This window comes from Streptomyces sp. NPDC050416 (assembly GCF_044458845.1).
Taxonomy (GTDB): Bacteria; Actinomycetota; Actinomycetes; order Streptomycetales; family Streptomycetaceae; genus Streptomyces.
On sequence record NZ_JBITII010000012.1, the window covers coordinates 18,720 to 41,382 of the forward strand.

The 22,663-nt window shown below is 70.9% G+C and carries 23 protein-coding genes; 12 read left to right on the forward strand and 11 right to left on the reverse strand.

All coding sequences use genetic code 11. The features are described 5' to 3' along the window. The first annotated feature begins 190 nt into the window (after positions 1–190). Together ACIBL4_RS31425 and ACIBL4_RS31430 are read left to right on the forward strand one after the other, a co-directional pair. Positions 191–811 carry a DUF47 domain-containing protein gene (locus tag ACIBL4_RS31425; RefSeq protein ID WP_059418711.1) on the forward strand — a complete coding sequence of 207 codons (621 nt, stop codon included), beginning with the start codon at positions 191–193 and terminating at the stop codon, positions 809–811. A gap of 7 nt (positions 812–818) precedes the next feature. Then, positions 819–1,817 carry an anion permease gene (locus ACIBL4_RS31430; RefSeq protein ID WP_399415171.1) on the forward strand — a complete coding sequence of 333 codons (999 nt, stop codon included), beginning with the start codon at positions 819–821 and terminating at the stop codon, positions 1,815–1,817. Positions 1,818–2,054: 237 nt separating this feature from the next. Here ACIBL4_RS31430 and pstB read toward each other — a convergent pair whose 3' ends face one another. From pstB to ACIBL4_RS31465, 7 genes are all read right to left on the reverse strand, one after another. Beyond that, positions 2,055–2,831, reverse strand: a complete 777-nt coding sequence (pstB, locus tag ACIBL4_RS31435; protein ID WP_356927837.1) for a phosphate ABC transporter ATP-binding protein PstB — start codon at positions 2,829–2,831, stop codon at positions 2,055–2,057. 71 nt (positions 2,832–2,902) lie between these two features. Further along, positions 2,903–3,961, reverse strand: a complete 1,059-nt coding sequence (gene pstA, locus ACIBL4_RS31440; protein ID WP_399415172.1) for a phosphate ABC transporter permease PstA — start codon at positions 3,959–3,961, stop codon at positions 2,903–2,905. Beyond that, positions 3,958–4,959 carry a phosphate ABC transporter permease subunit PstC gene (gene pstC, locus ACIBL4_RS31445; protein ID WP_399415173.1) on the reverse strand — a complete coding sequence of 334 codons (1,002 nt, stop codon included), beginning with the start codon at positions 4,957–4,959 and terminating at the stop codon, positions 3,958–3,960. The genes pstA and pstC overlap by 4 nt, the downstream gene beginning before the upstream one ends. Positions 4,960–5,062: 103 nt before the next feature. Beyond that, positions 5,063–6,184 carry a phosphate ABC transporter substrate-binding protein PstS gene (pstS, locus tag ACIBL4_RS31450; RefSeq protein WP_399415174.1) on the reverse strand — a complete coding sequence of 374 codons (1,122 nt, stop codon included), beginning with the start codon at positions 6,182–6,184 and terminating at the stop codon, positions 5,063–5,065. A gap of 239 nt (positions 6,185–6,423) precedes the next feature. After that, on the reverse strand, positions 6,424–6,885 hold the full coding sequence (locus tag ACIBL4_RS31455; protein ID WP_399415175.1) for an NUDIX hydrolase: 462 nt from the start codon (positions 6,883–6,885) through the stop codon (positions 6,424–6,426). Beyond that, positions 6,882–8,087: a CHAD domain-containing protein gene (locus ACIBL4_RS31460; RefSeq protein ID WP_399415176.1), complete on the reverse strand. Its 1,206-nt coding sequence runs from the start codon at positions 8,085–8,087 to the stop codon at positions 6,882–6,884. Before ACIBL4_RS31460 ends, ACIBL4_RS31455 begins: the two co-directional genes overlap by 4 nt. Beyond that, entirely contained in the window at positions 8,068–10,434 is a 2,367-nt protein-coding gene (locus ACIBL4_RS31465) for an RNA degradosome polyphosphate kinase (RefSeq protein ID WP_399415177.1), read from the reverse strand. The genes ACIBL4_RS31460 and ACIBL4_RS31465 overlap by 20 nt, the downstream gene beginning before the upstream one ends. Positions 10,435–10,635: 201 nt before the next feature. Here ACIBL4_RS31465 and ACIBL4_RS31470 point away from each other — a divergent pair, with 201 nt between their 5' ends. Genes ACIBL4_RS31470 through ACIBL4_RS31490 form a run of 5 tightly spaced genes read left to right on the forward strand, consistent with a single transcriptional unit; the run spans position 10,636 to position 15,065 of the window. Next, positions 10,636–11,178 (forward strand): RNA polymerase sigma factor, encoded by a 543-nt coding sequence (locus ACIBL4_RS31470; RefSeq protein ID WP_399415178.1) that lies wholly within the window; start codon positions 10,636–10,638, stop codon positions 11,176–11,178. After that, the gene (locus ACIBL4_RS31475; protein ID WP_399415179.1) at positions 11,175–12,011 is read left to right on the forward strand and encodes a zf-HC2 domain-containing protein; all 837 of its coding nucleotides are present in this window, start codon (positions 11,175–11,177) and stop codon (positions 12,009–12,011) included. Before ACIBL4_RS31470 ends, ACIBL4_RS31475 begins: the two co-directional genes overlap by 4 nt. Next, positions 12,008–12,868, forward strand: a complete 861-nt coding sequence (locus ACIBL4_RS31480; RefSeq protein WP_399415180.1) for an ABC transporter ATP-binding protein — start codon at positions 12,008–12,010, stop codon at positions 12,866–12,868. Before ACIBL4_RS31475 ends, ACIBL4_RS31480 begins: the two co-directional genes overlap by 4 nt. Continuing rightward, positions 12,865–14,379: an ABC transporter permease gene (locus ACIBL4_RS31485; protein WP_399415181.1), complete on the forward strand. Its 1,515-nt coding sequence runs from the start codon at positions 12,865–12,867 to the stop codon at positions 14,377–14,379. Before ACIBL4_RS31480 ends, ACIBL4_RS31485 begins: the two co-directional genes overlap by 4 nt. Further along, a complete protein-coding gene (locus ACIBL4_RS31490; RefSeq protein WP_399415182.1) occupies positions 14,367–15,065 on the forward strand; it encodes an ABC transporter in 699 nt (232 codons plus the stop codon). Before ACIBL4_RS31485 ends, ACIBL4_RS31490 begins: the two co-directional genes overlap by 13 nt. 11 nt (positions 15,066–15,076) lie before the next feature. Here ACIBL4_RS31490 and ACIBL4_RS31495 read toward each other — a convergent pair whose 3' ends face one another. Both ACIBL4_RS31495 and ACIBL4_RS31500 read right to left on the reverse strand, forming a co-directional pair. Beyond that, a complete protein-coding gene (locus tag ACIBL4_RS31495) occupies positions 15,077–15,577 on the reverse strand; it encodes a hypothetical protein (RefSeq protein WP_399415183.1) in 501 nt (166 codons plus the stop codon). Continuing rightward, on the reverse strand, positions 15,571–16,164 hold the full coding sequence (locus tag ACIBL4_RS31500; protein WP_399415184.1) for a TIGR03086 family metal-binding protein: 594 nt from the start codon (positions 16,162–16,164) through the stop codon (positions 15,571–15,573). The genes ACIBL4_RS31495 and ACIBL4_RS31500 overlap by 7 nt, the downstream gene beginning before the upstream one ends. 121 nt (positions 16,165–16,285) lie before the next feature. Between ACIBL4_RS31500 and ACIBL4_RS31505 the strand changes: the two genes are divergently transcribed. Together ACIBL4_RS31505 and ACIBL4_RS31510 are read left to right on the forward strand one after the other, a co-directional pair. Further along, on the forward strand, positions 16,286–17,725 hold the full coding sequence (locus ACIBL4_RS31505; RefSeq protein ID WP_399415185.1) for a PLP-dependent aminotransferase family protein: 1,440 nt from the start codon (positions 16,286–16,288) through the stop codon (positions 17,723–17,725). Positions 17,726–17,741: 16 nt separating this feature from the next. Then, positions 17,742–18,671, forward strand: a complete 930-nt coding sequence (locus ACIBL4_RS31510) for a LysR family transcriptional regulator (RefSeq protein WP_399415186.1) — start codon at positions 17,742–17,744, stop codon at positions 18,669–18,671. 164 nt (positions 18,672–18,835) lie between these two features. Here ACIBL4_RS31510 and ACIBL4_RS31515 read toward each other — a convergent pair whose 3' ends face one another. Both ACIBL4_RS31515 and ACIBL4_RS31520 read right to left on the reverse strand, forming a co-directional pair. Next, a complete protein-coding gene (locus ACIBL4_RS31515; protein WP_399415187.1) occupies positions 18,836–19,033 on the reverse strand; it encodes a DUF397 domain-containing protein in 198 nt (65 codons plus the stop codon). After that, on the reverse strand, positions 19,030–19,863 hold the full coding sequence (locus ACIBL4_RS31520; RefSeq protein ID WP_399415188.1) for a helix-turn-helix domain-containing protein: 834 nt from the start codon (positions 19,861–19,863) through the stop codon (positions 19,030–19,032). Before ACIBL4_RS31520 ends, ACIBL4_RS31515 begins: the two co-directional genes overlap by 4 nt. 140 nt (positions 19,864–20,003) lie before the next feature. On the opposite strand from ACIBL4_RS31520, the gene ACIBL4_RS31525 reads away from it, so the two are divergent. The 3 genes from ACIBL4_RS31525 to ACIBL4_RS31535 all read left to right on the forward strand — a co-directional run bounded on the left by ACIBL4_RS31525 (position 20,004) and on the right by ACIBL4_RS31535 (position 22,626). Beyond that, entirely contained in the window at positions 20,004–20,207 is a 204-nt protein-coding gene (locus ACIBL4_RS31525; RefSeq protein ID WP_399415189.1) for a hypothetical protein, read from the forward strand. After that, entirely contained in the window at positions 20,204–20,485 is a 282-nt protein-coding gene (locus tag ACIBL4_RS31530; protein WP_399415190.1) for a hypothetical protein, read from the forward strand. The genes ACIBL4_RS31525 and ACIBL4_RS31530 overlap by 4 nt, the downstream gene beginning before the upstream one ends. Positions 20,486–20,565: 80 nt before the next feature. Next, positions 20,566–22,626, forward strand: coding sequence for a pectinesterase family protein (locus ACIBL4_RS31535; RefSeq protein ID WP_399415191.1), 2,061 nt, complete (start codon positions 20,566–20,568; stop codon positions 22,624–22,626). Positions 22,627–22,663: the final 37 nt, after the last annotated feature.

The window sequence follows — 22,663 nt, forward strand, 5'->3', positions numbered from 1 at the left end:
TGGGCTGTGCGCCGACATATACCCCTAGTGGGTATATGGTACCGAACTTTGCGGGGTATACGGCCCTTGGACCGCCCCCGTGCTCATCACTGTGCCTGATGGGCGACACTGGTGGGCGGCCCGATAGCCGTGGCCGAATGATGCGCCTAGCATCAGCCTGACCGAAACCGAAGCAAGCCGAGGACCCCACGTGCGCTTTCGTCTGACCCCCAGGGAGACGAGCTTCTACGACATGTTCGCCGCATCCGCGGACAACATCGTCACGGGCTCGAAACTCCTGATGGAACTGCTCGGGGCGGACGCTTCCGCCCGGGCCGAGATCGCAGAGCGTATGCGGGCAGCGGAACACGCAGGTGACGACGCCACGCACGCGATCTTCCACCAGCTGAACTCCTCGTTCATCACGCCGTTCGACCGCGAGGACATCTACTCCCTCGCCTCGTCCCTCGACGACATCATGGACTTCATGGAGGAGGCCGTCGACCTGGTCGTCCTCTACAACGTCGAGGAACTGCCCAAGGGCGTCGACCAGCAGATCGAGGTGCTGGCGCGCGCGGCCGAACTGACGGCCGAAGCGATGCCGCACCTGCGGACGATGGAGAACCTCACCGAGTACTGGATCGAGGTCAACCGGCTGGAGAACCAGGCCGACCAGATCCACCGCAAGCTGCTCGCGCACCTCTTCAACGGCAAGTACGACGCCATGGAGGTCCTCAAGCTGAAGCAGATCGTGGACGTGCTGGAGGAAGCGGCGGACGCGTTCGAGCACGTGGCGAACACGGTGGAGACCATCGCCGTCAAGGAGTCCTGAGCCCTTCATGGACACCTTTGCTCTGGTCGTGACCATCGCGGTCGCGCTCTTCTTCACGTACACCAACGGTTTCCACGACTCGGCGAACGCGATCGCCACGTCCGTGTCGACGCGGGCGCTGACGCCGAGGGCCGCGCTGGCCATGGCCGCGGTGATGAACCTCGCCGGTGCGTTCATGGGCTCCGGGGTCGCCAAGACCGTCAGCGAGGGGCTGATCCAGACGCCCGTGGGGTCGAAGGGGATGGGGATCCTCTTCGCCGCGCTGGTGGGTGCGATCACCTGGAACCTGATCACCTGGTACTTCGGGCTGCCGTCGTCCTCCTCGCACGCGCTGTTCGGCGGCATGGTGGGGGCGGCGCTCGCCGGTGGGACGACGGTCTACTGGCACGGGGTGCTGGAGAAGGTCGTCATCCCCATGTTCATATCCCCGGTGGTCGGTCTGCTGGCCGGCTATCTCGTGATGACCGCGATCATGTGGATATTCCGGAAGGCGAACCCGCACAAGGCCAAGCGCGGGTTCCGCATCGCGCAGACCGTCTCGGCGGCCGGGATGGCGCTGGGGCACGGCCTTCAGGACGCGCAGAAGACGATGGGCATCGTGGTGATGGCGCTCGTCATCGCGGATGTCGAGGACTACGGCGATCCGATTCCGGTGTGGGTGAAGATCGCCTGTGCGGTGATGCTGTCGCTGGGCACGTATGCCGGTGGATGGCGGATCATGCGGACGCTGGGGCGGAAGATCATCGAGCTGGATCCGCCGCAGGGGTTCGCGGCGGAGACGACGGGGGCGTCGATCATGTTCGCCACGGCGTTCCTGTTCAAGGCGCCGATTTCTACGACGCATGTCATCACGTCGGCGATCATGGGGGTCGGGGCGACCAAGCGCGTGAATGCCGTGCGGTGGGGTGTCGCCAAGAACATCATCCTGGGGTGGTTCATCACGATGCCGGCTGCGGCGGCGGTGGCTGCGGCTTCGTACGGGATCGTGAGTCTGGCGTTTCTGTAGGTGCTGCTCGGCGTTGGTGCTGGGGGCGGGGCGTTGCGCAGCTCGGCGCGACGAGGTTCCGCTGCGCCCACCCGTGCCGCCTGGGGGCACCTCCCAGGCCTTTAAGGCACTGGGGAGGCACGTATGCCCGCAGCTCAGGAACACGAACGGGCCCGCCCCTGGGAGAGGGGCGGGCCCTTTTCGGCCTCGCGGTGGCACCGCCATGCAGCACCGCGAGGGGTCTCGGCGAGGGGCGGCTCAGCCGAAGCGGCCGGAGATGTAGTCCTCCGTGGCCTGGACCGACGGGTTGGAGAAGATGCGCTCCGTGTCGTCGATCTCGATGAGCTTGCCGGGCTGGCCGACCGCCGCGAGGTTGAAGAACGCCGTGCGGTCGGAGACGCGCGCCGCCTGCTGCATGTTGTGCGTCACGATGACGATCGTGAAGCGTTCCTTCAGTTCGCCGATCAGGTCCTCGATGGCGAGGGTGGAGATCGGGTCCAGGGCCGAGCAGGGCTCGTCCATGAGCAGGACGTTCGGCTCCACCGCGATCGCCCGCGCGATGCACAGACGCTGCTGCTGACCGCCGGAGAGGCCCGAGCCGGGCTTGTTCAGGCGGTCCTTGACCTCGTTCCAGAGGTTCGCGCCCTTGAGCGACTTCTCGACGATGTCGCTGAGCTCGCTCTTCTTGTAGTTGCCGTTCAGGCGCAGGCCCGCCGCCACGTTGTCGAAGATCGACATCGTGGGGAACGGGTTCGGGCGCTGGAACACCATGCCGACCTCGCGGCGCACCGACACCGGGTCGATGCCCGTGCCGTAGAGGTCCTCGTCGTCGAGGAGCACCTTGCCCTCGACCCGGCCGCCGGACGTCACCTCGTGCATACGGTTCAGCGTGCGCAGGAACGTCGACTTGCCGCATCCGGACGGGCCGATGAACGCCGTCACCGAGCGCGGCTCCACGGTCATCGAGATGTCCTCGATCGCCTTGTGGGCGCCGTAGTAGGCGGTCAGTCCGCTTACGTCGATTCGCTTGGCCATGATTACTTCACTTCCAGACAGTCAGATCGGTCGCTGTGGTCGCCACGCGGCGGTAGCCGCACATGGATGCTTTAGCGACCGGTCTTCGGGGCCTTCCAGCGGGCGATGCCGCGGGCCACCAGGTTCAGGATCATCACGAAGGCGATCAGGGTGAGCGACGCCGCCCAGGCGCGGTCGTACGCCGTGACCTCGCCCGATCCGTACTGCTGGTAGATGTACAGCGGGAGCGACGCCTGCGCGCCCTCGAAGGGGTTGGCGTTGATGAACTTGCTGCCGAACACCAGCAGCAGCACGGGCGCGGTCTCACCGGCGATGCGGGCGATGGACAGCATAATGCCGGTGGTGATGCCGCCGAGCGAGGTCGGCAGGACGACCTTCAGGATGGTGCGCCACTTGGGCACGCCGAGCGCGAGGGAGGCTTCGCGCAGCTCGTTCGGGACGAGCTTGAGCATTTCCTCCGTGGAGCGGACGACGACCGGCATCATCAGGATCGCGAGGGCGAGTGACCCGGCGAAGCCGAAGGGCTCCAGATCGAACATCAGCATGAGGCTGAGGATGAACAGGCCCGCGACGATCGACGGGATGCCGGTCATGACGTCGACGAAGAAGGTGACGGCCCGGGCGAGGTTGCCGCGCCCGTACTCCACCAGGTAGATCGCGGTGAGCACGCCGACCGGCGCGGCGATCAGCGTGGCGAGGCCGACCTGCTCCAGCGTGCCGAGAATGGCGTGGTAGATGCCGCCGCCCGTCTCCGAGTCGGCGACCACGCCCATGGAGTGGGTCAGGAAGTAGAGGTCGAAGACCTTCAGGCCGCGCTTGACGGTCGACCACACCAGCGAGGCCAGCGGCACCACGGCGAGCAGGAACGCGACCCACACCAGCGAGGTGACCACGCGGTCCTTGGCCTGGCGGCGGTTCTCGACCCGGGCCGCGATGACGTACGTACCGAGGACGTACACGATCGCGGCGATCAGTGCCCACTGGACGCTGCTGTGCAGGCCGGCGGCGGCGCTGACGCCGAGTCCGAGGGCGACGGATCCGGCGGCGATGGCCCACGGGGCCCACTTGGGCAGGTGGCCGCCGCGCAGGGTGCTGGGGCGCTTGGCGGCGAGGGAGGGTGTGGTGCTCATGCGTTGGCCCCCGAGTACTCCTTGCGGCGGGCGATGATCGCGCGGGCCGCGCCGTTGACCAGCAGGGTGATGACGAACAGGACCAGACCGGAGGCGATCAGCGCGTCACGGCCGAACTCGGTGGCCTCGCTGAACTTGCTGGCGATGTTCTGGGCGAACGTGCCGCCGCCCGGGTCGAGCAGGCTGGTGTGGATCAGGAAGTCGGGCGAGAGCACGGTGGCGACGGCCATCGTCTCGCCGAGGGCGCGGCCGAGGCCGAGCATCGAGGCCGAGATGACACCGGAGCGGCCGAAGGGAATGACCGCCATGCGGATCACTTCCCAGCGGGTGGCGCCGAGCGCCAGGGCGGCCTCCTCGTGCATCTGCGGGACCTGGCGGAAGACCTCGCGGCTCACGTTGGTGATGATCGGCAGGATCATGATCGCGAGCAGGATGCCCACGGTGAGCATGGAGCGCGGGGCGCCGTTCTGCCAGGAGAAGATGCCCGTCCAGCCGAGGTAGTCGTTCAGCCAGCCGAAGAGGCCGTTCATGTGCGGGACGAGGACCAGGGCGCCCCAGAGGCCGTAGACGATGGACGGCACGGCGGCCAGCAGGTCGATCACATAGGCGATGGGGCCGCGCAGCCGGCGCGGGGCGTAGTGCGTGAGGAACAGCGCGATGGCGACCGAGACCGGGACCGCGATGACCATGGCGATGACCGAGGAGACGATCGTGCCGTAGGCCAGGACCGCGATGCCGAAGACCGGCGGGTTGACACCGGTGTTCCACTCGAAGGTGGTCAGGAAGTTGCCGTCGTCCTTGCTGATGGCGAGGACGGCGCGGTAGGTGAGGAAGCCCGCGATCGCGGCCATGATCACCAGCAGCAGGATGCCCGAGCCACGGGACAGACCGAGGAAGATCCGGTCTCCGGGCCGGGTGGCGCCACGGGCCGCGCGCTTCTGCTCGGCCGTGGGCGGCTGCGTGGGGGGAGGTGCGTCAGCTATCTGTGTTGTGTCCATCGGGTTCTCCGGTCTGCGGAACCGCACGTGCTGTGCGGCCCTTGGCGGCGGTGCACCGGACGGTGCGGTCCGGTCCCGCTGGGGGGACCGGACCGCACTCAGGTCAGCTCAGGCTCTCGACAGTCGTGCGAACCTTGGTGATGATCTCTTCGGGCATGGGCGCGTAGTCGTTCTCGGCGAGGATCTTCTGGCCGTCCTCCGAGGCCGCGTAGCGCAGGAACGCCTTGACCGCGGGCAGGGTGTCGGCCTTGTTGCCCTTGTCGCAGACGATCTCGTACGTCACCAGGACCATCGGGTAGGCGCCGTCGGCCTTGGTCCCGTAGTTCAGCTTCAGCGCGAGGTCCTTGCCGGTGCCGACGACCTTGGCCTCCGCGATCGCCTTGGTGGCGTTGTCGACGGTCGCCTCGACCGGCTTGTCGGCGCCGGTGTCGATGGCGACGGTCTTGATTCCGTCCTTGGCGTACGACAGCTCGAAGTAGCCGATCGCGCCGGCGGTCTGCTTGACCTGTGCGGCGACACCGGAGGACTGCGGAGCGGACTGGCCGCCCTGGGCCTGCCAGGCCTTGCCGCCCTCGTAGGGGAAGTCCTTCTTGGCGGTGGCGATCAGGTACTTGGTGAAGTTGTCCGTGGTGCCGGACTCGTCCGAGCGGTGGAACGCCTGGATCTTCAGGTTGGGCAGCTTCGCGTCGGGGTTCAGCCTCGCGATCGCCGGGTCGTTCCAGTTCTTGATCTTGCTGTCGAAGATCTTGGCGATCGTCGCCGAGTCCAGGACGAGCTTGTCGACGCCCGGGACGTTGTAACCGACGGCGATGGGGCCGCCGACCATCGGCAGGTCGATGCCCTGGCCGCCGGAGCAGATCTTCTTGGAGGCCTCGACCTCGTCGGGCTTCAGCGCCGAGTCCGAACCGGCCCAGGGGACCTGGCCCTGCGTGAACGCGGTGACACCGGCACCGGAACCGCCGGCCTTGTAGTTGATCTCCACCTTGCAGGCCGCCGAGAACTGCTTGACCCACGCGTCGACCGCGTTCTTCTGCGCGGAGGAGCCGTCGGCGAGTACCTGGCCCGAGGCGTCGTCACACTTGATGTTGCTCGGCGCGGCGGCGTTGGAGGAGCCTCCGCCCGGGTTGCCGGTCTCGTCCGAGCCGCACGCCGTGAGGGCCAGGGCGCCGGAGACGGCGAGAGCACCGAGAGCGAGGGCCCGCCGGTTCATGCGCTGAAGCTTCACTTGAGTTCCTTCCAGGAGCCGCCGTCCTGATCGGCGGCGTGCGAAGTCTGGGTGTGGCTGGACGAGCCCGCGCACAGCAGGCGCGGCTCGCATCTGTTACGGCCGAAATTAGGCAGATCAGATGAAGGCGCCGAAGGACACAAATGAACTAGGGGTGAACCCCTGCCTAAGGTGCGGTTAGGTCACGGAATGCTCACGGGGAGAGCACGTGCGGGTTCCGCTTTCCGGAACTGAGGGGTTCAGTCCGCTTTTCCGGCCTGTTGCGGCCGGTCCAGCACGGCGAGCAGCGCGTCGACCAAGGTGCGGTCGTGGGGCTGGGTGAGGCGGGCGCGGGCGGCGACAGGTGTCAGCCACAGCACGCGGTCCACCTCGTCGGTCGGGGTGAACGCGCAGGACACCGCCTCGGCCGCCCAGTAGCGGACCTGCTTGGGGCGGCCGTCCGCCCGATAGCGCTGGGTGGGCAGCTCGGCGCCCGGCTGGGCCCGGCAGCCCGTCTCCTCGGCCACCTCGCGCAGGGCGCCGGCGAGCGGCTCCTCGCCGCGCTTCAGCTTGCCCTTCGGCCAGGACCAGTCGTCGTACTTCGGCCGGTGTACGAGGCAGAGCTCCAGCTCGCCGGTGGCGGGGGAGCGGCGCCACAGGACGCAGCCGGCCGCCTGCACGGTGGTGTCCCCGGACCCGGGGGAGCCGGAACTCGGACTCACCGCGTGCTCACCGCCTCCGCCGCCTCTTCCTCCTTCTGCCAGGCCTGCTGGAACGCGAAGCGCGCCGCCTCCACCTCGTGCCGCTGGTCGGCGTGGAGCACGCCGAGGGCGTAGGCCGTGGCCGGGGCGATCCGGGGCGTACGGGCCGCCTGGGCCGCCGCTGCCGCCGCCTCCGAGGCGTCGCGGTGGCGGTTCAGGGCCTGGCCCGCGGAGAGCAGGCGCAGGTCGACGACGGCGTTGCCCTTCGGGCCGCTGACGGCTTCGCGGGCGTAGCGGTGCAGGCGCAGGAGCAGGCGGACCTGGTGCCAGGGGGCGTCCTGGGGGTGCGGGACCGTGTCCGGGGACAGGCCGTGGATGAGCGCGGCGGCGTTGTACGGGTGGCCCGCGGTGACGAGGGGGAGGGCGGTTACGGCATCGGCGAGGCGGTCCTTCGCGGCGGTGGCGAGGGGGCGGAGGTCTGTGGTGGCCGCGGATGAGTTCAGCGGGACCTCGCTGGCCAGGACGGCGACCTTGTCCGCGATGGCGTGGAAGCGGCTGGAGCCGAGGGCTTGCAGGGCGGTGGAGTGGGCTCGGGTGCGGGCGAGGGTGAGCTGGCGGTCCAGTAGGGCGCCTGCTTTTGCTGCTCCGACTGTCAGGTTGCTGCGTTCTTGTGCTGGGGGCGGGGGGGTGCGCAGCCCGGCATCGCGGGGTGCCGCTCTCGTTGGGACGGGTGCCGCCCCAGCGGCACGACTGCCCGCAGCTACGTCGGCACGGCTGCCCGCGGCTGCGTCCGCGCGCGCGCCCGCGGCTAGGTCGCCCCGCGCGCCCGCGGCTGCGTCCGCATGCGTGCCCGCAGCTCGGTCGGAGCCCGACAAGCGGTGCAGAGCGCTCAGCAGGCGTTCCAGGCGGGCCGTGTACGCGTGTTCCATGGCCAGGGTGCCCGAGACCCAGGCCAGTTCGGGGCGCATGCCCTCGCACCAGTCCGTGTCGAGGAGGGGCTGGAACGTGTGCAGGCCGGCGCTGATGCGGCGGGCCGAGCGGCGCAGCGCGCGGGCCGCCTCGACGGACCCCTCCGAGCCGTTCGCCCCGGAACCGGTCTCCCGGTGCAGGCGCAGCGCGCGGAGGAACTCCGTGGCCTGGGCCCGCAGGTAACCCGCGAGGGTGTCCCCGGTGGGGGCGGGCCCGGCCAGGGGGTCCGTCGGGTCAAGGTGTCGCTGTGCCACGCCGGCGCCTCCGGGCGTCTATGAGCATCTCCTGGACGTTGCGCAGGGGCTGGCCGTCCGCGTCGGTCGCATGCCGGGTCCAGTCGCCGTCCGGGCCGAGGTGCCAGGAGGCGGTGGCGTCGGACATGCCGGTCTCCAGCAGCCGGCTCAGGGCCGCCCGGTGGGCCGGGTCGGTGACCCGGACCAGGGCTTCTATCCGGCGGTCGAGGTTGCGGTGCATCATGTCGGCGCTGCCGAACCAGATCTCGGGCTCTCCGCCGTTGCCGAAGGCGAAGACACGGGAGTGCTCCAGGAAGCGGCCGAGGATGGAGCGGACCCGGATGTTCTCCGACAGGCCCGCCACGCCCGGGCGCAGCGCGCAGATGCCGCGCACCCACACGTCCACCGGCACGCCCGCCTGGGCCGCGCGGTAGCAGGCGTCGATGATGGCCTCGTCGACCATCGAGTTGACCTTGATGCGGACGTACGCGGGCCGTCCGGCGCGGTGGTGCTGGATCTCCTTGGTGATCCGCGAGACCAGGCCGTCGCGCAGCGACTTGGGGGCCACCAGGAGGCGGCGGTAGGTCTCGCGGCGGGAGTAGCCGGAGAGGCGGTTGAAGAGGTCCGAGAGATCGGCGCCGACCTGCGGGTCGGCCGTGAGCAGGCCGAGGTCCTCGTAGAGACGGGCCGTCTTCGGGTGGTAGTTGCCGGTGCCGACGTGGCTGTAGCGGCGGAGCGTCTCGCCCTCCTGGCGGACCACCAGCGACAGCTTGCAGTGGGTCTTCAGGCCGACCAGGCCGTAGACCACGTGGCAGCCGGCCTCCTCCAGCTTGCGCGCCCACTTGATGTTGGCGTGCTCGTCGAAGCGGGCCTTGATCTCGACCAGGACGAGGACCTGCTTGCCGGTCTCGGCGGCCTCGATGAGGGCGTCGACTATGGGCGAGTCGCCCGAGGTCCGGTACAGGGTCTGCTTGATCGCGAGGACGTCCGGGTCGCCGGCGGCCTGCTCCAGGAAGGCCTGGACGGAGGTGGAGAACGAGTCGTACGGGTGGTGCAGCAGGACGTCACGCTCGCGCAGGGCGGCGAAGATGTCCGGCGCGGACGCCGACTCGACCTCGGCGAGGTCGCGGTGGGTGCCGGCGACGAACTTGCGGTACTTCAGCTCCGGCCGGTCCAGGGAGGCGATCCGGAACAGGCCCGTGAGGTCCAGCGGGCCCGGCAGCGGGTACACCTCGGCCTCGCTGATCTTCAGCTCCCGGACGAGCAGGTCCAGGACCTCGCGGTCGATGGACTCCTCGACCTCCAGGCGCACCGGCGGCCCGAAGCGGCGCCGCATGAGCTCCTTCTCCAGGGCCTGGAGCAGGTTCTCGGCGTCGTCCTCCTCGACCTCCAGGTCCTCGTTCCTGGTGAGGCGGAAGGCGTGGTGCTCCAGCACCTCCATGCCCGGGAACAGCTCTTCCAGGTGGGCGGCGATGACGTCCTCGATGGGGACGTAGCGGCCCGGGGAGCTCTCCAGGAAGCGGGACAGCAGCGGCGGCACCTTGACGCGGGCGAAGTGCTTGTGGCCCGTGACCGGGTTCCGTACGACGACGGCGAGGTTCAGGGACAGGCCGGAGATGTACGGGAAGGGGTGGGCCGGGTCGACCGCGAGCGGGGTCAGCACGGGGAAGATCTGGTGCCGGAACAGGGTGAACAGGCGGGCCTGCTCCTTCTCCTGGAGCTCGCTCCAGCGGACCAGGTGGATGCCCTCCTCCGCGAGTGCGGGGGCGACGTCCTCGTGGTAGCAGGCGGCGTGCCGGGCCATGATCTCGCGGGAGCGGGCCCAGATCATCTCCAGCACCTCGCGGGGCTGGAGGCCGGAGGCGGAGCGGGTGGCCACGCCGGTGGCGATACGGCGCTTCAGGCCGGCCACCCGGACCATGAAGAACTCGTCCAGGTTGCTGGCGAAGATCGCGAGGAAGTTGGCCCGCTCCAGCAGGGGCGTGTTCGGGTCCTCGGCGAGTTCGAGAACGCGTTCGTTGAACGCGAGCCAGCTTCGCTCCCGGTCGAGGAAACGGCCCTGCGGCAGCTGGGGGCCGTCGTGCGGCGACTCCTCGTACGCGTCGAGGTCGGCGTCGATGTCGGGTTCGAGGTCGGAGACGGCCGCCGCGATGGTGTGCGGGCGGTGCGCTGCGATGGAGCCCACGGAGGGCTGCGCGTGCTGGACCTGTGCCTGGGTGTTCGGCTGGCTCATGGCCCCATTCTTCCGCGCCGCGAGCATCACGGGCGCGTCGGAAAGCGCGGGCGGGATCGGGGGCGTCACATGAGTGGTCCCATTCCCCCCAGGCCCCTGTGGGGGCGGTGAAGGCTCTGGCACGGCGGGAGTCATTGGCCGAGCCTCGCAAGCTCGTCTGAATCGATGGTTACGGAGACATGACGTGTGGGATAGCGCGGGGCGGCTCGCGGGGGTTTCGGAGAGGGCGGCCGGGCCATGGACGGGCCGTCCACAGGCTGTGGACGCGGTGAGCGGCGCGGAAAAGTCGGGCGTGCTTTCGTGAACCGTTCGAGCCGGGCGGTCCGATGAGGAGACGTGAGCGAAACGAGAAGCGACGGGGAGCTGCTGCGGGCCGTCGCCGCGGACGCCGACCGGCGTGCCTTCGAGGAGCTGTACCGGCGGTACGCGCCGTGGCTCCGTGCCCGGCTGCGGGGCCGGTGCGCCGATCTGGGTGTCGTCGACGACGTCGTGCAGGAGACGTTCCTCGCGGTGTGGCGGGGCAAGGCCCGCTACCGGGAGGAGGGCGATGTGGCCGGGTGGCTGTGGCGGATCGGGTCGCGGCGGCTGGTGGACGCGCTGCGGGGGGACGGGGCGCGCGGGCGGCTGCGGCAGGCGCTGGCGCGGCTGCGGCACCGGGACGAGGTGTCGGCGGAGGAGCGCGTGCTCGCGGGGGTGGAGCACGGGGACCTCGCCGTCGCGCTGGTCCGGCTGTCGCCGGAGCTGCGGGCGGTGCTGCAGGCGACCGTCATCGACGGCCTGACGACCCGGGAGGCCGCCGTGCTGCTGGGGATTCCGCCGGGGACGGTCAAGACGCGGGCGATGCGGGCCCGCAAGCAGCTGCGGGAGGCGTTGGCATGAGCTGGCACGTGCCTGAAGAGGATCTGCGCGCCTACGCGCGCGGCGAGCTGGCGGCACCGGCCCTGTGGTCCGCCGACGCGCACCTGGGCGCCTGCGCCGCGTGCCGGGGCGTGCTCGCCGAGGTGAGCGACCCGGTCGCGCTCGACGCGGGGTGGGAGCGGCTCGACGCCGAACTCGACGCGCCCCGGGCGGGGCTGCTGGAGTCGCTGCTGGTGCGGGCCGGGGTGGCCGGGCACACCGCGCGGCTGCTGGCGGCGGCACCGGTGCTGCGGCGGTCGTGGCTGGGGGCCGTCGTCCTCGTGCTGCTGCTGAGCGTCGGGGCGGGGCATGTCGCACGGAACGGGGAGTTCCCCACGCTGTTCCTCGCGCTCGCGCCGCTGCTGCCGCTCGCTGGCGTGGCACTGTCGTACGGGCCCGCGCTGGACCCGACGTACGAGATGGCCGTCGTCGCGCCGATGCACGGGTTCCGGCTGCTGATGATCCGGACGGTGGCCGTGCTGGGCGTGGTGCTGGGGCTGAACGGCCTCGCGACGCTCGCGCTGCCCGAGTACGGGCTGCGTGCGCTGGCCTGGCTGCTGCCCGCACTCGCGCTCACCGCGACCGGGCTGGCGCTGACACCCAGGCTGGGGCCGGTGCTCGCGCCGTCGCTGGCCGGCGGGGCGTGGGTCGGGCTGCTGGTGCTGGCCCAAGGCCTGCGGGCCGGCCCCGACGTGCCGCTCGCGCCGTTCACCGCCGCCGGGCAGGGCGTGGCGGCGCTGGTCGCCGCGCTCGCCGCCGGGCTGCTCTTCCTCTTCCGTGACCGCTTCGACCTCTTCCAGGGACGTGCCGTATGACTCCGACCGTGTCCGCCTCCGGGCTCAGCCTCCGCTACGGCGGCACCCGGGCCCTCGACGACGTGTCGCTGCGGCTGACCGGCGGCGTCACCGGGCTGCTCGGCCCCAACGGCGCCGGCAAGACCACACTGCTGCGGGTCCTCGCCACGGCCCTGCCCGCCGACCGGGGCGCCTTCACCGTGCTCGGGCACGACCCCGGCACCGTGCGCGGCAGGCAGGAGGTGCGGCGCAGGCTGGGCTATCTGCCGCAGACGCCGGGGTTCCACCCGGACTTCACCGCGTTCGAGTTCGTCGACTACGTGGCGATCCTCAAGGAGATGACCGACCGGGCCGCCCGGCACCGCGAGGTGCGGCGCGTGCTCGACGAGGTGGGCCTGGCCGACGTGCGCGGCAAGCGGATCCGCAAGCTGTCCGGCGGCATGCGGCAGCGGGTCGCCCTGGCCGCCGCCCTGGTCGGTGACCCCGGCTTCCTGGTGCTGGACGAGCCCACCGTCGGGCTGGACCCCGAGCAGCGCATGCGGTTCCGGGAGCTGATCGCGGGCGCCGGGGAGGGCCGCACGGTGCTGCTGTCCACCCACCAGACGGAGGACGTGGCGATGCTCTGCCACCGGGTGCTGGTCATGGCCGGGGGCCGGGTGCGGTTCGAGGGCACTCCGGCTGAACTGACGGCCCGGGCCGCCGGGCGGGTGTGGAGCAGCACGGAGCGCGATCCGGGCGCCAAGGCCGGGTGGCGTACGGGGACCGGCACCTTCCGGAACGTCGGGGATCCGCCGGACGGCGCCGAACTGCTCGAACCCACCCTGGAGGACGGCTACCTGCTCACCCTCGACGGCGACGCCGTGGAGGTGGCGGCATGACGACGGTGGTGGAGAGGCCGGTCGTGTCCGAGGTGCGGCCCGGGTCCCCGGGAGCGGCCGTGGCGGCCCTGGCCCTGTTCGAGACGCGCCGGCTGCTGACGAGGCTGCCGGTGGTCATCGCCTTCGTCGTGTACATCGGCTGGACCGTGTGGCAGGGCGGGAAGAACTGGGACGGCTACCCGGCCCTCCAGGACGTCGACCGCGCCACGCAGAGCGCACCGATGCTGGTCGGCCTCGCGGTCCTGCTGTCCGTCAACCACGCCGCGCTGCGCTCGCGACGGCACGGGACGGAGCATCACCTCTCGGTGCTGGTCCTCCCGCCGTGGCGGCGCACGGTCGCCCACGCGCTGTCGGTCGTGGCCGCCGCCCTGCTCACCGCCGTGTGCGTGGCAGCGGAGTTCGGCCGCGAGGCGCTCAGGCCCGGGGCGATCGGGCACGGTTCGGTGGCCGAACTGCTCGTGGGGCCGCTGGTCGTGTTGCTGTCCGGGCTGGTCGGACTGCTCATGGCCGCGCTGGTGAGGTCGGCGATCGCCGCCCCGCTGACGGTCGTGTTCTTCCTGTTCTTGTTCATGTTCTTCACAGGCGGCCCGAGCGACGGCGTGACCCGGTGGCTCATGCCGGTGGTCGTCGAGCCGACCGCCGACACGCTGCCGTCCGACCTCATCGGCCGGCCCGCCGCCTGGCACGCGCTGTACCTGGCCGGGCTGGCGCTGTGCGCGGGCCTGGTGGCGGTGCTGGTCGCCGGTGGCCGCAAGCCATCGGTGATGGCCGGGGTCGCCGGGGCGGTGGCCATGACGCTGGTGGGCGGAGTCGCCCAGGCCGGCGGCGACTCGCCCGAGCTGGTCAAGGCCCGGGAGCGGGCCACCGCGCACCCGGACCAGGTGCAGACCTGCGTCCGGCGGAACGGGGCGACGTACTGCGCGTTCCCCGAGTGGGGGCCGCGGGTCGCGGACTGGGCCGGGGTCGTGGACCGGGTGCGGTCCCTGGCGGGGGGAAGCGCCCATGAGCGGAAGGTCGTCGTACGGCAGCGGATCGAGGCGAGTTACGGGCTCTCCGGCGATGCCGCGCTGACGCCCCTGGAGCGGCCGCACGAGGTGACCGTGGGCACCCGGTGGGGCGGGAACCGCGTCCCCGAGTTCTCGGCGGCCGTGGCCGGCGTGCTGGTCGCGGGGAGCGAGAAGGCGTCGACGACGATGTGCGACGGCCGCATGGTGACCGTCATGTGGCTGGCCCTGGGCTGGGAGTCCGACCCGGTGGCGTCCCTGCGCCGCGTCCGCCTCGACGACAGGGTGACCGGCTCGGGCTACGTACTCCAGCCGACCGACGGGATGTACATGACGGCCGCCCAGACGGAGGTCCTGCGCGAACTGCTGGACCGGCCCCGCGGCGAGGTCACCGCCCGCGTGAAGTCCCACTGGGCCGAACTGACCGAGCCGAAGGTGACGGCGGCCCGGGCGGCGCGGCTGCTGGGCGTGAAGGCACCCCAGGGGGACGACAAGTGCTCCGAGTGACACGGGAGTTGATCCTCCCGGTCTGCCGGACCCTGCCCCTGGGCGTGGTCGGCACGGCCGGCGCGGCGGGACTGCTGCTCGCCGCGCTCTCCCGGATCACCGGCGAGACGGGCGAGCGCCTCTCCCTGCACCTGCTGCGCGCCGCGGTCCTGGCCTTCGCGCTGGGCCTGGTCTTCCTCCTGGACGACCCGGCCCGTCACACCACGGCCACCGTGCCGACCCCGCGCCCGCTCCGCATCGCGCTGCGGGTGTCCCTCGCCGTCCCCGCCGCGGCGGCCTGGTGGACGGCAGCACTGCTGCTCGTGCCGCCGGAGCTACGCCCGCCGGTCGCCGACATCACGCTGGAGGCCGGGGCGGCCCTCGCCCTGGCGGTGGCCGGTGGGGCGGTAGCGGTGCGCTGCAGCGAGGCCACACGCCCCGGCCCGCCGGTCGCGGCCGGCCTGCTGACCTCGGCGGTACTGACCGCGCTGTTCTGGCCCGGACGCTGGGCGCTGTTCGTACCGGTGGAGGACGACCGGTGGGCGGCGGCACACGACAGGTGGGCGGTGGTGCTGGCCGGGGCGGTGCTCGTCGGGGCGCTGGGGTCGGTGGAGCCGTTGCGGCGACGGGCCGGCGGCCTGCGGCCGGCGGGAGACGTGCGGCGGGTGGGTGGCGAAGGCGCCTCCCGATCCCGGCCCCAGAGCTGAGAAGCCCCTGGTCAGGTCATCCGCCGTGGCGTCTCCCGCACGGCACGGCGGTGATCGTCCGACGTCAGCCATGCCTCCGCGTCCCGCCGGATCCGCGCCGTGTCGAGGCTCTCGTGCTCAAGGATCACCGACCTGATCGTGCCTCGCCGACGGTACTGGTTCATGATCGCGACATGCTCCGGCAGGCGTACGAACTCCGCCAGGGCCCGCCGCCCGGCCCACACCGAGACCGATCCGCAGCGCCGGGCCGAGGGCATGGTCCACAACCACATGCCGACCGCTCCGGCGAGCTGCGGCCAGCGGCGCCGCAGCGCGAAACCGCGACGCGCGATGCCGGGCAGGTCTCGGTACGCGTCGCTGGTGAAGTCGGTGACGCTGACGATCAGCGGGCCGCTCGGGCGACCGCGCTCGCTGCCGCCGCTGCCGGCGCCGCCGCTGTCGACGCCAGTCGCCGCGGCGCGGTCGCCGAGCCGTTCCCCGGCCGGACCCCGGCACCAGCGGCCCCTCAGCACGGCGCCGGCGTCCAGGACGGGTCGCGGCCGAGCAGGGCGAGCAGCCTCTCGCCCGGCGGGGCGTCGTCGGGTACGGCGATCCGTCGGCGGAACGCGGCACCGGCCCCCCGGCCCTCGTCCGGCACCAGGGCGGCGACGCGCAGCGCGGCGGCGGTGAGTTCGGCGTCGGGCTCCCACGGGGCGCCGATCGTCACCGCGATGTCCCAGGCGTGCACCACGTAGTCGAGCAGGTGGAAGCCGATCGCGATCCGTCCGGGGACGGCGAAGCCCTCGCCCACCTCGGGCAGCGCGAACCGCCGCTCCAGCACATCGTCCTCCGCGAACGCCGCGGTGACCTCGTCCGCCGACGCCTCGTACGCCGCGGCCGGGTCGTCACCGAGTTCGCCGTCGCGCCACACGGCCCACGGCTCACCCGCGCCGCGGGCGGAGGCGGCGAACCCCTCGTTCTGGCTGACCAGATGGCGCAGGAGGCCGTACAGGGTCCAGTCCGCGCATGGCGTCGCCAGCCTCAAGTGGTCGGTCTTGACCCGGGAGACCATCTCCCCGGTCAGTAACAGTGCCTGGTGGTCCAGTCGTCGTATGTCCATGGCCAGAGCGTAATTTCACTCAGCGGTTCAGCCCCAGAGCCAATAACCTGCCAACTGATTGAGCCAATTGCCGGTCAGACAGTCAGCAGCAGCGGCCGAGTCGAAGGAGCGGTGAGCCGGGATGGATGTGCACATCAGGCTCGACGGGCGGCGCGACCTGTCGGGCCAGATCTACCGCCGGCTGCGCACCGCCATCCACGACGGACTGCTGCGCCCCGGCGACCCGCTGCCCCCGACCCGGGAGTTGGCCCGTCGCCTCGAGGTGGCCCGCAACACCGTCGGCGTCGCCTACGAACGGCTCGTCGCCGAGGGCTACGCGGACAGCAGGGTCGGCTCCGGTACCTACGTGCGTACGACAGGCCTGCCCACGCCCGGGGCGGCGACCGCCACCGGCACCACCGCCTCGGGACTGCGCCCCCGCTCTGTGTGGGCGGGCCTGTTCCCCTGGGCGGGCCCGGAGTTCACGGAACCGACGACGGCGGCCCACGACTTCCGGATCGGCCTGCCGGACGCCCGGCTCTTCCCGTACGACACCTGGCGTCCCCTGATCGCCCGGGAACTGCGCCTTTCGGCGGACGGGGCGCTCGGGTACGGCGATCCGGCCGGCCACGCCGGGCTGCGGGCCGCGCTCGCCCGGCACATCGGACTCTCCCGCGGCGTGCGGACCGGTCCGGACGACGTGCTGGTGACCACCGGCACGCAGCAGGCCCTGGACCTCATCGGGCGGGTGCTGCTCGAACCGGGCGACCGGGTGGCCGTGGAAGAGCCCGGCTACCCACCGGCCAGGCTGCCGTTCCTGGCGCAGGGCGCCGAGGTCACGGGCGTACCGGTGGACGCCGAGGGCCTGCTGGTGGACGCCATCCCGCCGGACACCCGCGCCGTGTACGTCACCCCCGCCCACCAGTTTCCGCTCGGGATGCCGATGTCCCTGCGGCGCAGAGCGGCGCTGCTGCGGTGGGCGCGACGGCACGGCACGGCAGTGATCGAGGACGACTACGACAGCGAATTCCGGTTCAGCGGGCGGCCGGTCGAGACACTGCACGGTCTGGACCGGGACGGACACGTCATCTACGTGGGGTCGTTCTCCAAGGTGATGCTGCCCTCCCTGCGCATCGGCTTCCTGGTGGCGCCCGCCCCGCTGCGCACGGCACTGCGCACCGCCAAGTACACCGCCGACTGGCACACGGCGGTCCCCACCCAGGCGGCCCTCGCCCGCTTCGTCGACGACGGGTTGCTCGCCCGGCACATCCGCCGGATGCAGCACACGTACGCGAGCAGACACCGAGCCGTCACCCACACGCTCGCCGACCACTTCGCGGACGTGTCCGAGCTGGTGCCGTCCGCCGCGGGCCTGCACGTGACCGCGTTCACCCGAGGCCGCCTCGCCGACCCCGACGCCCTCGCGGACCGCGCCCGCCGGGCCCGGGCGTCCGGCGTGGCGGTCCACACCCTGGCGGAGATCGCCGCGAACCGTTCCGCACGCCCGGGCTTCGTCTTCGGCTACGGCGGGATCAGCGCCCCGGACGTCGAGCCGGGCCTGCGCCGCGTACTCGGTCCATGAGTGGAAGGCTGTCTCCGTGGACCTCAAAGCCGTACGGGCATTCGTCGCGATCGCCGATGCCGGGCAGTTCCAGAAAGCCGCCGTGGACCTGTCTCTCACCCAGCAGGCGGTCTCCAAGCGGATCGCCGCGCTGGAGAAGGACCTGGGGGTACGGCTGCTGGTGCGTACGCCGCGCGGCGCGGAGCTCACCATCGACGGGCAGGTCCTCCTGCCGCACGCCCGGGCCCTGCTCCAGGCGGAGGAGCGGGCGGTGGCGGCCGTGCGCCCCGGGGAGCGCGCGCTACGAGTGGACGTCCTCGGTCGCCGGGCCGCCCCGGCCGGGCTGGTACGGGACTTCCACCGGGCGCACCCGGAGATCGCCCTGGACGTCGTCACGCTCTTCGACGCGGACACGGCGGTGGCCGCCGTGCGGGACGGGGCCGTCGACGCCACGTTCCGTGCGGTCACCATGCCCGGGCGCCGGCTCCCCGACGGCATCGAGGCCGTCCCCGTCCTGGACGAGCCGATGCGCCTGTGCGTCGGCCCCGACCACGAGTTCGCCCGAGCCGCCTCGGTGACACCCGCGCAACTGGCCGGGCAGCGGATCTGGATGCCGGGCAACGCGCCCGGCACGGAGTGGTCGGCCTACTACGACGAACTCGCCGAGACTTTCGGCCCGGACATCGACACCATCGGCCCCAACTTCGGCATCGAGGCCCTCCTCGACACGATCGCGGGCTCCCCGAACCTGGCGACCTTCCTCAGCGAACGAACACCGCTGGTCTGGCCGGCCGACCACGACCTGCGCCTCGTCCCCCTACGCGACCCGACCCCGGTCTACCCGCACTCCCTCCTGTGGCGCACGGACAATCCGCATCCCGGCCTGGCGGCCCTGCGCGACCACCTGCTGGCGACACGCCCACGGCTGATTGAGGGGGAGGTCTGGAAACCGAGTTGGGTTAGGTGAGCCGGGGAGTCGCGAGAAACTGTCGGGGCTGCCCGCTTCTCACCCGTGCTGGAACGGCCTGGGTCAAGGGTGGCCCGCAGGGCCATCGCCGAAGGCGACGCGAAGCGCCCTTGAGGCAGGCCGTGGAAGCACGACACTGGCAAAGAAGCGGGCGGCCCCGACAGTTACTTGGTGACGTACGTGAGGAACGACGCCCAGGGGCTCGCGCCGAACACGAGTATCGGGCCGTCCGGCTGCTTGCTGTCGCGGACGGGGACGATGCTGGGGTGGTTGTCGGCGACCTCCAGGCAGTTCGAGGCGCCCCCGTCGCTGTAGGACGACTTACGCCACGCCGCGGTGGTGAGGTCAGGGGTTCGGTTCATGGTCTGCACTCCTCCAGAAGGCGCTTGATGAAAGCCGTCGACTCCGCCGGGCTCAGCGCCGCATCCCTGACGAGATCGTAGGACAAGCGGTAGGACAGGACCCTGTCCGGATCATCGATCAACTGCCCGATCCCGTTGCCCTCCACGTAGGCAACGGGGTCACCGACGCGCTGCCACAGCAGGATGAGGTCGCTGTTCATAAGGTCGTGCACACCGGCCGTGTAAGGCAGCACGTGAATTGCGACATTCGGCAGCTCCGCAGCGTCCACCAGGTGTGACAACTGGTCGGCCCAGACCTTCGGGTTGGGAACCGGTCGTCGTACCGCACCCTCGTCCAGAATCACGCGCACGCTCGGCGCCGACTGGCGATGCAGCAACTCCTGCCGCCCCATCCGCGCAGCCACCTGTTCCTCGACTTCCTCGCTGTTGCCTGCTGTTGTCTGGGCGCCAGACAACCCTGACAACACCGCTCGGGCGTAGTCCTCGGTCTGCAAGAGACCCGGCACGCGCAGCTGGAACATCCACATGATCTGGGCCGTGGCTTCAAGGTCCATGAACGCCTTGTACTTGTCCTTGATGACTTCGCGCCGCGCGTCCCGCCACTCACGAACCAGCAGGTCACCGGACCCGTAGTAGCTGTCCAGGTCCTCCATGACCGCCCGCTTGGAGAGCCGCTCCCCCTTCTCCAGACGGCTCAAGTAGCTCTTGTCGTACCCCGTGTCCTCGGACAACTGCCCGAGCGACTTACCCGCCTGCTCACGCAGGAACCTCAGCGTCCGGCCGAGCGCGACCCGCCCCGATTCCCGCTCCCCGTCAACCACTTCGCCCACGTCACCCCCAACCGTTGCCAGGACCGCCAGGCAACACCTGGCCCCTTCCGCAGCGTACGCGCGACCAGTGACGATGAAGGCACGAACGGTAATCACCGCTCGTCACACCCCCGTCGCCTGCCCTGAGAAGGGACGCTTCCGTGCGCCTGCACATCGCTGAACTCTGCGAGGCGGTCCTGCTGCTCCTCGTGCGGAGTCTGCTGCCCGCCCGAGGGCGTCACCGAGCCACGGCGGCCCCACCCGCGCCGACACCCGCTGCCCGACCCCTCGCCACGGAGGAGCCCTTGGTGATCGACACCCCGCTCGTACGGCCGTACATGAACACCGTGGAGGTCTTCGCATGAGGCTGCTCCCCTGGACCGGCACCGACGGCAAGCCCTGTTACCTCTCCACCGACGACCCGGACAGCCTCCTCTCACGGCTCGCCGACGAGGTCGAGGACGCTCAACTCGCCTCCGCCGAGCAGGTGCTCGCGGGCGCCAAGGCCGTACTCGGGGACCCCAAGGCCGGTGAACGCGCCGTGCTTTTCGCACTGACAAGGGCGGTGGAGTCGCTGGAAGACCTGCTGCGCGTCGCGGTCAGTCGCGGGGAGCGCCTCGACCTCAAGTCCCCTACCAAGTAAGGCTCGTACAGCGGCAACCTTTCCACCCCCAGCGGCGACCCACCCCCGGATCATCCCCCCGCACGGAACGGATTCGCCGCATGAGTGAGCTGCGCAGCAAGCCCCGGCACCGCAGAAGCCGCACGGCCCTGGCGGTCGGTGTGCCGCTGGCCCTGACCGCCGCCGGCACCCTCGCCTACGGCACCGACCTCGGCGTCCTCGGCTCCACCGCCCAGGAGGCCTCCGCCGCCGCCCCGTCCTGGGCCACCGACACCGCCGACGGGTTCGCCTCCGTCAACTCCCTCGGGCAGAACGGGACGTACGGCGGGCGCGGCGGCCAGATCGTCACCGTGAAGACGCAGGCCGAGCTGGAGAAGTACGCCACGGCCGCCGAGCCGTACGTCATCGTCGTCGCGGCGACGATCAAGATGAACCCGGTCGGCAAAGAGATCAAGGTGCAGTCCGACAAGACCATCGTCGGGTCCGGGACCTCGGGGCACATCGTCGGCGGTGGGTTCTTCCTCGGGTCCGGGGTCCACAACGTGATCATCCGGAATCTGACCATCCGGGACTCGTACCAGGGTGTGTGGAACGACAAGGACCATGACTTCGACGCCGTTCAGATGGACGGCGCCCATCACGTCTGGATCGATCACAACGATCTGCGGCACATGGCCGACGGGCTCATCGACGTCCGCAAGGACAGTACGAACGTCACCGTCTCCTGGAACAAGCTGAGCGACAACAACAAGACCTTCGGCATCGGCTGGACCGAGAACGTCAAGACGGACATCACGATCCACCACAACTGGATCCGCGAGACCGAGCAGCGCAACCCGTCCACCGACAACGCCGCCCACGCGCACCTCTACAACAACTTCCTCGAGGACGCCCCCGGCACGGACATCAAGTCGTCGTACGGCAACTACTCGCGCGGCGCGACGAAGATGGTCCTGGAGAACTCCCTGTTCCAGGGCGTCAAGAACCCCGTCATCAAGGACAGCGGCGCGGCCATCGTCCAGCGCGGGAACTCCTTCTCCGGCACCAGCGGGCGCAACGAGAGCGGCGGGACCGCCTTCGATCCGAAGGCCTACTACCCCTACTCCCTCGACAAGGCCGCCGACCTGCCGTCGATCCTCAAGTCCGGTGCCGGGCCCCGCGCTTCCGTCGGGAAGACCGCCGCCGCCTCCACCAAGGCCGTCGCCGCGACGACCCTCACCGTGGCCAAGGACGGCAGCGGGCAGTACACGTCCGTGCAGGCCGCCGTGAACGCCGTACCGGCGAACAACCCGTCACGGGTCGTGATCGCCGTGAAGCCGGGGACGTACCGGGAGCTCGTCAAGGTGCCGTCCAACAAGCCGCACGTCACCATCCAGGGCACCGGCGGCAGCCGCAAGGACACGACGATCGTCTACAACAACGCGTCCGGTACGCCCAAGCCCGGCGGCGGCACGTACGGCACGGGCGGCAGTGCCACCGTCGCCGTCGAGGCCGACGACTTCCAGGCGCGCAACCTGACCATCTCCAACGACTTCGACGAGAAGGCCAACCAGCAGCTCAGCGGGCATCAGGCCGTCGCGCTGCGGACCGCCGCCGACAAGGTGTTCCTGGACGGGATCATCGTCAGCGGCGACCAGGACACGCTGCTGCTCGACACCGCCGCCAAGGACCGGCTGGGCCGGGTCTACGTCGGCAACTCCTACGTCATCGGCAACGTCGACTTCATCTTCGGGCGGGCCACGGCCGTCGTCGACAAGTCCGTCATCACGCTGAAGAAGCGCTGGGACGGCACCTCGGCCGGCTACGTCACCGCCCCGAGCACCGCCGCGAACCGCAAGGGCATCCTGATCGCCAACTCCACCGTCAACGGCGATGTGTCGGGCGGCAGCTTCTACCTCGGCCGGCCCTGGCACGCGGGCGGTGACGCCTCGCTCGACCCGCAGACCACGGTCCGCAACACCAGCCTGAGCGCCGCGATCAAGTCCACGCCGTGGACCGACATGAGCGGCTTCTCGTGGAAGGACGACCGGTTCGCCGAGTACAAGAACACCGGTGCGGGGGCGGGTTCGGCGGGCTCCAACCGGCCGCACCTGACCGACGCGCAGGCCGCGAACCAGGAGGTCGCGGACTGGCTCGCGGGCTGGACGCCCTCGGCGTCCTGAAAGCTCCCTTCCGGGTCCGGCTGACGAGCGGCGCCGG

What these genes read in the sequence shown, in the direction of transcription:
- ACIBL4_RS31430 (WP_399415171.1), top strand. Translation starts at nt 819, where the DNA reads ATGGACACCTTTGCTCTGGTCGTGACCATCGCGGTCGCGCTCTTCTTC.
- ACIBL4_RS31515 (WP_399415187.1), bottom strand. Translation starts at nt 19,033, where the DNA reads ATGAACCGAACCCCTGACCTCACCACCGCGGCGTGGCGTAAGTCGTCC.
- ACIBL4_RS31485 (WP_399415181.1), top strand. Translation starts at nt 12,865, where the DNA reads ATGACGACGGTGGTGGAGAGGCCGGTCGTGTCCGAGGTGCGGCCCGGG.
- ACIBL4_RS31465 (WP_399415177.1), bottom strand. Translation starts at nt 10,434, where the DNA reads ATGACTCCCGCCGTGCCAGAGCCTTCACCGCCCCCACAGGGGCCTGGG.
- ACIBL4_RS31475 (WP_399415179.1), top strand. Translation starts at nt 11,175, where the DNA reads ATGAGCTGGCACGTGCCTGAAGAGGATCTGCGCGCCTACGCGCGCGGC.
- ACIBL4_RS31505 (WP_399415185.1), top strand. Translation starts at nt 16,286, where the DNA reads ATGGATGTGCACATCAGGCTCGACGGGCGGCGCGACCTGTCGGGCCAG.
- ACIBL4_RS31500 (WP_399415184.1), bottom strand. Translation starts at nt 16,164, where the DNA reads ATGGACATACGACGACTGGACCACCAGGCACTGTTACTGACCGGGGAG.
- ACIBL4_RS31480 (WP_399415180.1), top strand. Translation starts at nt 12,008, where the DNA reads ATGACTCCGACCGTGTCCGCCTCCGGGCTCAGCCTCCGCTACGGCGGC.
- pstC (WP_399415173.1), bottom strand. Translation starts at nt 4,959, where the DNA reads ATGGACACAACACAGATAGCTGACGCACCTCCCCCCACGCAGCCGCCC.
- ACIBL4_RS31530 (WP_399415190.1), top strand. Translation starts at nt 20,204, where the DNA reads ATGAGGCTGCTCCCCTGGACCGGCACCGACGGCAAGCCCTGTTACCTC.
- pstB (WP_356927837.1), bottom strand. Translation starts at nt 2,831, where the DNA reads ATGGCCAAGCGAATCGACGTAAGCGGACTGACCGCCTACTACGGCGCC.
- ACIBL4_RS31535 (WP_399415191.1), top strand. Translation starts at nt 20,566, where the DNA reads ATGAGTGAGCTGCGCAGCAAGCCCCGGCACCGCAGAAGCCGCACGGCC.
- pstA (WP_399415172.1), bottom strand. Translation starts at nt 3,961, where the DNA reads ATGAGCACCACACCCTCCCTCGCCGCCAAGCGCCCCAGCACCCTGCGC.